The organism is Methylobacterium sp. WL119, from assembly GCF_008039875.1.
Classification (GTDB): domain Bacteria; phylum Pseudomonadota; class Alphaproteobacteria; order Rhizobiales; family Beijerinckiaceae; genus Methylobacterium.
Genome location: NZ_VRUU01000151.1, coordinates 1 through 8,436, shown reverse-complemented (window position 1 = coordinate 8,436; position 8,436 = coordinate 1). Strand labels below are relative to the sequence as shown.

Here is an 8,436-nt window from a genome sequence, read left to right as displayed (position 1 = left end):
GGCTGGAGGCGCTGGCCGAGCCGCGCCGGATCGTGCCCGAGATCGGGCTGATCGAGACCGCCGCGCCCTTCGCCTGGAGCGCCACCCGGACCGCCCCCGACCGCATCGCGTTCTCCGGCAGCCGCCCGGCGGAGATCGGCCGCGCCGCCCTGCGGACGCGCCTGGCCGCCGAGATCCCCGACGAGACGGCGATCGACGACGCGGCCCATGCCGCCCGCGGCGCACCGCCCGACTTCCCCGCGGCGGCGGCCTACGCGGTCGCGCGCCTGCGCAACCTCGCGCCGGGCGCCATCGCCACGGTGACGGACATGGCGATCGCCGTTTCGGGCGAGGCGGTGGACGTCGCCGCCTACGACGCGCTGCGCGCCGCGCTCGCCGAGCCGCCGCCGGGCTACACGCTCGGCCGGGTCGACGTCCTGCCGGCGCGGATCGACGACTTCACCATGGCCGTGTCGCGAAACCCCGGCGGCGGGGTGGTGCTCACGGGCTCGGTGGTCTCGGAGGCGGCGCGCGCCGAGATCGGGCGACTGGCCGCGGAGATCGCCGACGGCGTCGCGGTCGAGGACCGGATGCGCACCGCCCGCGGCCTCGCCAAGGATATCGAGCCGGACGCGCTCGCCAGGTTCCTGGTCCGCCTCATCGGGCTGATGCAAAGCGGCGGCGCCCGCTTCGACGGCGCCCGGGTGTCGGTCGCGGGCGACGCCGTCGACGGCCAGGCCGTCGGCGAGATCGAGACGGTGATGCGCGACGCCAGGCCTCCCGGGGTCGGAGCCGGCGCGGTGGCGCTCACGGTGAAGCCGCTCTCGCCCTACCGCGTCGCGATCCGGCGCGAGGCCGACAGCGTCAGCCTGTCCGGCCACCTGCCCGATACGGAAGCGCGCGACCGGCTGCTCGCGGTGGTGAAGCCGCGCTTCTTCCGCGAGCGCATCCTCGACCGCACCCGCATCGCCGACGGCGCGCCGCCGGACCTCGCCGCCGCCCTGTCCGCCGCGGTGCCGGTGCTGGCGAGCCTGTCGAGCGGCGAAGTCGCGGTCGCCGACCGCACCCTGACGCTGTCGGGCGAGAGCCTGTATCGCGAGGCCGCGGGACGGGTCGCCCGGACACTGCCGGCCGCGATGCCGCCGGGCTGGAGCGCCACCGTCGCGGTGGTGCCGAAGACCCCCGTGCCGACGCGCGATCCCGAGGCCTGCCGCGCCGAGGCGACGGCGCTCGTCGGCGGAACCAGCCTGCGCTTCCCGCCCGGCTCGGGCGCGCTGGCGCCGATCTTCTATCCGGTGCTCGATCGTCTCGCCGACCTCGCCAAAAGCTGCCCCGCGCTGCGCATCGCGGTCGCCGGCCACGGCGATCCGGCCAAGCCCGCGCCCGCTCCGCCCGAGGCGAAGGTCGCCGACGCGCCCGGGGCGCAGGCAGGGGCCAAGCCCGATCCGGCCAAGAGCGACGCGGCGAAGCCCGACGCCAAGGCATCGGACAAGAAGGCCGCGCCGGCGTCCAAGGATGCCAAGCCTGCCAAGGATGCCAAGCCGAAGGACGCCAAGCCCAGGGAGGCGACCGAAGCGCCCGAGCCCGACCTGGCGCGGCTGCGCGCCGGGGTGGTCGTCGAGTACCTGCTCCAGGCCGGCGCCGGCGTCGATCAGCTCAGCATCGCGGACAAACCCTCGGACCGGCCGGGCATCGCCTTCGCCGTGCTGCCCTGACCGTCAAGAGGCCGTTCGCCCGTGATGCTTCTCCTCACCGGCCTGTGGCCGGGATCGCTCGCCGCCCTGATGCTCGGGCTCGGCGTCGGCCGGCTCGCCGGGTTGCCTTCCGGCCCCGCGATTCCCGCCGCGCTCGGGATCGCGACCCTGGTGCTGGCCGGCATCGCCCTCGCGGGGATCGTGCCCGGCGTCGCCGGGTTCTGGCTCGAGAGCGCGGTCGCGATGCTGGCGCCCTACCTTGCCGGCTGCGCGCTCGGCGGGCTCGCCCGGCGCCTCGCGGGGGTGCGACCGAGCGAGCCCCCCACAACCTGAAGCCGGCGCGGAACCGAGGCGCCCCGGTCCGGCGTTGCCCCTCCAGAGAGAGCCTTCGGGCTCACCGGAGACACGCAACGGACCCCAAACCATGAGACTCGATCGCTCCGCCCGCCGTCGCCTCGCCCTGCGCCCGCGCGCTGGCCTCGCCGCCACCGCGCTCCTCGCCGCCGGCCTCGCCGGCTCCGGTGCTCTCGCAATGCTCGGCGACTTCGTCGAGCCGGCGCACGCGCAGTCGGCGGCCAGCCGCATCGACCAGCCCACCGCCGCGACCCTGCCGGAGGCCGAAGGGCGGCCGAACGGGACCGTCCCCTCGGCCCGCGCCCTCGCGCCCGGCACCGACGTGATGGACACCGGCACCGTCGGCGCCGCGCGGGTGAACCCGAAGGAGCACCTGCCCGACGCCACGCGCTCCACCCGCTAGGCGCGACGCAACCTCGGCCCGGCCCCCGTCGTTGATCGGCGGGGGCTTTTTCGTGCGCTCCGTCCATCCTGATAGAAGGAAACCACCATGGGTCTGCTCGATTCGGTGATCGGCGGCGTGCTCGGGCAGGTGCTCGGCGGCGGACGCGGCGGCAACCCAGGCGGCGCAGCCGGTGGCGCGATGTCGCCGATCGTGAAGGCGCTGCTGATGCTGCTGCTCGCCAAGGGCGCGAGCGGCGGCTTGGGCGGCGCCCTCGGCGACGTGTTCGGCGGCGGCCAGCGCCGGCCGGAGCCCGGCCCCGACACCGAGCGCTCCGGCGGCGCCGGTCCCTACGGCCGCGATCCCGGCCACTCCGCCGACGATTCCGCCCAGGATCCCGGCGACATCGGCGGCTTCGACCAGGAGGGCGGCCGCCGCGACGCGCCGCTGCCGCCCGGCGATTTCAGCGATCTCTCCGGCATGCTCGACGGTCCCGGCGACCGAGCCAGTGTTCCTCAATCAGGAAATGTTTCATATGAAACATCGGGCGAGACCGGCGGGCTCGACGGCCTCGTCGACCGCTTCCGCCAGGGCGGCCTCGCCGACGTGATCGACTCGTGGATCGGCCACGGCAGCAACCGCAGCATCGAGCCCCACGACCTCGCCCGCGCGCTCGGCCCCGACACCCTCGGCGCGCTCCAGAGCCAGACCGGGATGGACCGGGACTCGCTGCTGTCGCAGCTGTCTCAGGTGTTGCCGGAGGTGGTGCACGGGCTCACGCCGCAGGGGCGCGTGCCGGATGCGGGGGAGCGGCGGGGGTGGTGAGCGTTTTTAAATAAGAAGATCCTATTCGGTATTTATTGTTGAAAGTCGCTTAACAAAAGAAGATCCGTCGAACCCCGAATACGAAGCGACGCATGAAATGCTGGATTTAAAACAAGTAAAGGATCTTCGAGTTTTTCTACTATTATGTTCATCTTCGTCATGTCATATCCAAGATTATATATGACAAGTCCTGATGGCCACCCCTGCGGATACCAAAAAATCCATAGTACAGAAGATGATTAACAATTTGTAGGCTTTTTTCGTTAGTTAGCTTGTGCTTCGCGAACATCGAGATAACTTCAGTTTTTCTATGAACTTCGTTCTCTTCAAAAAATCGATACAAAATTTTATCTGCATCAACTTCAATATCAATAAGCTCGCGGTTTGCATCAGCGAGGACGTCATTGGAGTATGCTTCTAGGCCTTTGATAATGTCGTCACGTAGAATCGAATCATGGCCCATATTCACAGCAATGCCACGGCACAACGAGAAAGCCTTCAATAGATTTCTCGGTCTCATAAGGCATCGATCTATTATATAGTTTGATGTTTCCTCTCCTAATATATGGGATATACACAGAACCGACCAGATGTCTGAAAACGTCTTATCCTTATAAAAATCATTTTGAACAAATCTTTTTCTCATCATTTCTCTGAGAAGATCTCGGTCTTGCCAATCCAGAGAAGCTCGAAGTTCTTTACCGAAATCAGAAGATCTTCTTACAAGCAATTCGTATATATCGTTTCGGATGAAGACAATAGCGCTGATTAAAACTGCCTTTTTGGAAAGTTCGCGTTGTATTTTTCGGTTTGCGTCAATCAAACACCTCAACATTAACACGTCGGTTTTGGATACGCCATCAGATGCCCAGCCTTTATCTAAGTTATCGAGCAATATCCAAATCGAATCTTTCTGCAGTAAGTATTGAGTGACCTTTTCCCTCAACTGTCTAATGTCACTGAGATATATCAACTGAGTTATCTGTGAATTACTCAGCTTGAAATCCGATGAGCCTGCATCGGACAGCTTTATTTCATGAAATTTCTCGGCAATTGATTCAGATAAAATCGAAAGTCTTTCTGAGAAATCAGCTGCTTCGCCTAAACTATCTGATCCAAAGCTACTTTCTAGATCATCATATAGCCGCTTAAGCTTGACATCCCGATAGTGGAACTTCTTGTCTTTCTCAAGTATTTTATAGCAAATTTCCATCAAAATAATGTATTCCCAGAGTGCTGTTATCAAATGACTCTGGGCCTCTTCTGCAAGATAACTTAGAACATCGTCTTTCAGTTTAGGTGGTTGGAAGGCTTCGGGGTGTAAATCAACAACTATGTTTTTGTTGTTCTGACTAAAGCGAGATACAAGCTGCAAAAATAGAGCTGTCTTTCCAGTTCCTTTGCGTCCGACAATCAAATTGACTTCACCACGCATTGCGCGGTGAAATTCATCAGTTCGCAAGTAGTATTGCGAGAGTGTAGAGTCTTCGTTTTCTGCCATTGGATCGCCGAGGCGCAGATCCGCTAGAAAGTTTTTGTTTTCTATTTCTTCTCTGACGGCACTTCCTTTGAGTTCGTAAAACTCAAAAGCAAAATCGTGTACGAACTCATCGATTTGAGTAAAATTTCGATACGTCTGAACAAAGTCACGAACATCGAGAGGGGCAGGCCCTCCGTCATTCTGGATAAGGAGCAATTTTTTTCCTAGACCATAAGCTAGGCCAGCGACGAAGGCCGCTCTAATATTGTGGATATCGGCGTCTTTCTCATCAGAAGAGAGAATGGGTACTATCATTCCAAGAGATTTACTTACCTGCTCCATCGCGAATGGAGCGGACAATCTCATGTCCTCAAAGGGATTGAAACTACGAAATTTAAGTCGAGCTTTCTTAACTCTTCCGACTAAACGCATCATTGCGTCGGTTCGAGTCGGAGGCTCTAATATAAGCACCGGAATATTTTGGTCTAATGCTTTTGTAAATTTTAATGCAGGCGTGCGCCTCGCTCTATTGACTACATCTAAAAGTTGAGACGAATTTTGATATTCAAGATAGCCCAGGGTGTCAAAGATACCAATTTGAGAAAATGTATACTTCTCTTTATCTATTCCACTATTCATAGTCAGAATGACGGGCTTGGATTTTGCAATAGCATAACCGATTTCAAATGTGACATTGAAATTTGTGATTGTTATGTCTGCAACTAGATGCTGACTTGCATCAATATGCTCAAGGATAGGTGATATTAAGGGTTGACCGACGATCTCGTTCTCCCCAAAGTCGCAAATGGAATGGGTCGTTGATTTCCTTCAAGTCGACTGCTGCTAAATTAAAACAATCAGATATAATGCGAGGCTTTGATGGATACGCTGCAAACGAATTGATCAAGCTCGCCATTATTTACCTCAGATGGCGGACCAAGCCAATCCGCTTCTGTAGGTATGTTATTCAACTTTAGGTCGCTGTAAAGGATCAAACCCGCCGCATCACCAAGCTCGCATTCGTCCCGCCAAACCCGAACGAGTTCGACAGGGCGATGTCCACCCGCCGGCGCTTGGCCTCGTGCGGGACGAGGTCGAGGGCGGTCTCGACGCTCGGGTCGTCGAGGTTGAGGGTCGGGGGGATGACGCCGTCGCGGATGGTCAGGATCGAGAAGATCGCCTCGATCGCGCCGGCGGCGCCGAGGAGGTGGCCGACGGCGGACTTGGTCGAGGACATCGCGACGCCCTGGGCCGAGGCGCCGAGCAGGCGCTCGACGGCGCGCAGCTCGAGCTCGTCGCCCATCGGCGTCGAGGTGCCGTGGGCGTTGATGTAGTCGATCGCGCCCGGGTCGATGCCGGCGCGCTTCACGGCCGCCGTCATGCAGCGGAAGGCGCCGTCGCCGTCCGGCGAGGGAGAGGTGATGTGGTAGGCGTCGCCCGACATGCCGTAGCCGACCACCTCGGCGTAGATCTTGGCGCCGCGGGCCTTGGCGTGCTCGTACTCCTCGAGCACCACCACGCCGGCGCCTTCGCCCATCACGAAGCCGTCGCGGGCCTTGTCGTAGGGGCGCGAGGCCTTGGTCGGCGTGTCGTTGAAGCCGGTGGACAGCGCCCGGCAGGCGGCGAAGCCCGCGATCGACAGCCGGTCGACCGGCGATTCGGCGCCGCCCGCGACCATCACCTCGGCATCGCCTAGCATGATCAGGCGGGCGGCGTCGCCGATCGCGTGCGTGCCGGTGGAGCAGGCGGTGACGACGGCGCTGTTCGGACCTTTCAACCCGTGCGCGATCGAGACCTGGCCCGAGGCCATGTTGATGATGCGGCCGGGGATGAAGAACGGCGAGATCCGCCGCGGGCCCTTGTCCTTCAGGGTCACCGAGGCGTCGTAGATGCCGCCGATGCCGCCGATGCCGGAGCCGATCATCACGCCGGTGGCGCACTGGTCCTCGTAGCTCGTCGGGTGCCAGCCGGCGTCGTCGAGCGCCTGGCCCGCGGCGGCCATCGCGAAGACGATGAACGGGTCGACCTTGCGCTGCTCCTTCGGCTCCATCCAGGCGTCGGGATCGAAGGTGCCGTCGCTGCCGTCGCCCAGCGGCACCGTGCAGGCGATGCGGCAGGCGAGGTCCGAGGTCTCGAAGGTGGTGATCGGCCCGGCGCCGCTGTCGCCGGCGATCAGCCGGCTCCAGGTGTGCTCGACTCCGCTGCCGAGCGGCGTGACCATCCCCAGACCCGTAACCACCACCCGCCGCATCGCGCTATCCCGAACCCGTTCCGCTTGAACAACGACAGCGGCGCGTCGGGTGTTTCCACCCCGCCCGCGCCGCGTCGACCCGAAGGACGTTTTGGCCGATCAGGCGGCCGAGTTCTTCTCCAGGAACTTCACCGCATCGCCGACCGTCTGGATGGTCTCGGCGGCGTCGTCCGGAATCTCGACGTTGAACTCTTCCTCGAACGCCATCACGAGCTCGACGGTGTCGAGGCTGTCGGCACCGAGGTCGTCGATGAAGTTGGCGCCCTCGACCACCTTCTCGGGCTCGACGCCCAGGTGCTCGACGACGATCTTCTTCACGCGCTCAGCGATATCGCTCATCGTTGCTGGTCCTCGGTCTTCACGTTACGTGGGTGAAAGGAATGGCGCCGTTGCCGCCGTGGCCCTTGCTTCGGGCCGGTCCTGTTTCGAGCAGCTGGTGACCGAACGCGCTGGGTCCTGAAATCCTGTTGGCCTTGGACTCGGAACCCGCCGAACCGTCAACCCCTTGCACGGCAGCCGGGGTGTTAACACAGGGTTTAGGCGCTGGCGAGGCCCGGTTCACGAACCGTTCATCGGTGTGCTCCGGGCGCCGATTCCGCCGCGTTTTCCGCGGGATGGCCGGGCCGCGCGCCCCGGCGTCACACCATCGCCATGCCGCCGTTGACGTGCAGCGTCTGGCCGGTGACGTAGGCCGCTTCCGCCGAGGCGAGGTAGACCACGGCGGCGGCCACCTCCGCGCCCTCGCCGAGGCGCCCGGCCGGCACCCGGCCGAGGATGCCCTCGCGCTGCTTCTCGTTGAGCACGTCGGTCATCGGCGAGGCGATGAAGCCGGGGCTGACGCAGTTCACGGTGACGTTGCGCGAGGCGACCTCCGCCGCCAGCGCCTTGGTCAGCCCGACGAGCCCGGCCTTGGCCGCCGCGTAGTTGCCCTGGCCGGGGTTGCCGGTGGTGCCGACCACCGAGCCGATGTTGACGATGCGCCCGGCCCGCCGCCGCATCATCCCCCGCACCGCCGCCCGCGACAGGCGGAACGCGGCGGTGAGGTTGACGGCGATGACCTGGTCCCACTCCTCGTCCTTCATCCGCACGAAGATGTTGTCCCGGGTGATGCCGGCGTTGTTGACGAGGATGTCGAGACCGCCGAGCGCGGCCTCCGCCGCCGGCACCAGCGCCTCGACGGCGGTCGTGTCGGACAGGTTCGTCGGCAGCACGTGGGCGCGCGCGCCGAGCTCGGCCGCCAGCGCCTCCAGCGCCTCGGCGCGGGTGCCCGACAGGGCCACCGCGGCCCCCTGCGCATGCAGCGCCCGCGCGATGGCGCCGCCGAGCCCGCCGGTGGCGCCGGTGACGAGGGCTTTCTTGCCGGTGAGATCGAACATGGGGATCACCTCATCTGTGGGTGTCGAAGTCTTGGTATCGGCTCCGCGCGTCTCCCTCCCCCCTCTGCGGGGGAGGGTGGCCCCCGCGTCAGCGG

General features: G+C 63.6%; 8 protein-coding genes. 4 read left to right on the top strand and 4 right to left on the bottom strand.

Annotated elements, in window-relative coordinates; translation table 11 throughout:
* The 4 genes from FV227_RS29360 to FV227_RS26835 form a co-directional block, all read left to right on the top strand.
* Positions 1-1,694 (top strand): hypothetical protein (locus FV227_RS29360; RefSeq protein ID WP_187274968.1); only part of this gene is annotated, 1,694 nt, incomplete at its 5' end.
* A gap of 24 nt (positions 1,695-1,718) precedes the next feature.
* Positions 1,719-2,006: a hypothetical protein gene (locus FV227_RS26845; protein ID WP_348642592.1), complete on the top strand. Its 288-nt coding sequence runs from the start codon at positions 1,719-1,721 to the stop codon at positions 2,004-2,006.
* Positions 2,007-2,097: 91 nt separating this feature from the next.
* Positions 2,098-2,430 carry a hypothetical protein gene (locus FV227_RS26840; protein ID WP_147860313.1) on the top strand — a complete coding sequence of 111 codons (333 nt, stop codon included), beginning with the start codon at positions 2,098-2,100 and terminating at the stop codon, positions 2,428-2,430.
* 87 nt (positions 2,431-2,517) lie between these two features.
* Positions 2,518-3,234 carry a YidB family protein gene (locus tag FV227_RS26835; protein ID WP_147860312.1) on the top strand — a complete coding sequence of 239 codons (717 nt, stop codon included), beginning with the start codon at positions 2,518-2,520 and terminating at the stop codon, positions 3,232-3,234.
* A gap of 157 nt (positions 3,235-3,391) precedes the next feature.
* Here the strand turns inward: FV227_RS26835 and FV227_RS26830 are convergent, their stop codons facing one another.
* From FV227_RS26830 to fabG, 4 genes are all read right to left on the bottom strand, one after another.
* Positions 3,392-5,074 carry a hypothetical protein gene (locus tag FV227_RS26830; protein WP_187274967.1) on the bottom strand — a complete coding sequence of 561 codons (1,683 nt, stop codon included), beginning with the start codon at positions 5,072-5,074 and terminating at the stop codon, positions 3,392-3,394.
* A 631-nt stretch (positions 5,075-5,705) separates the two neighbouring features.
* A complete protein-coding gene (gene fabF, locus FV227_RS26825; protein ID WP_147728493.1) occupies positions 5,706-6,965 on the bottom strand; it encodes a beta-ketoacyl-ACP synthase II in 1,260 nt (419 codons plus the stop codon).
* A 99-nt stretch (positions 6,966-7,064) separates the two neighbouring features.
* Positions 7,065-7,304, bottom strand: a complete 240-nt coding sequence (locus FV227_RS26820) for an acyl carrier protein (protein ID WP_066926221.1) — start codon at positions 7,302-7,304, stop codon at positions 7,065-7,067.
* 299 nt (positions 7,305-7,603) lie between these two features.
* Entirely contained in the window at positions 7,604-8,341 is a 738-nt protein-coding gene (gene fabG / locus FV227_RS26815) for a 3-oxoacyl-[acyl-carrier-protein] reductase (RefSeq protein ID WP_147860310.1), read from the bottom strand.
* Positions 8,342-8,436: the final 95 nt, after the last annotated feature.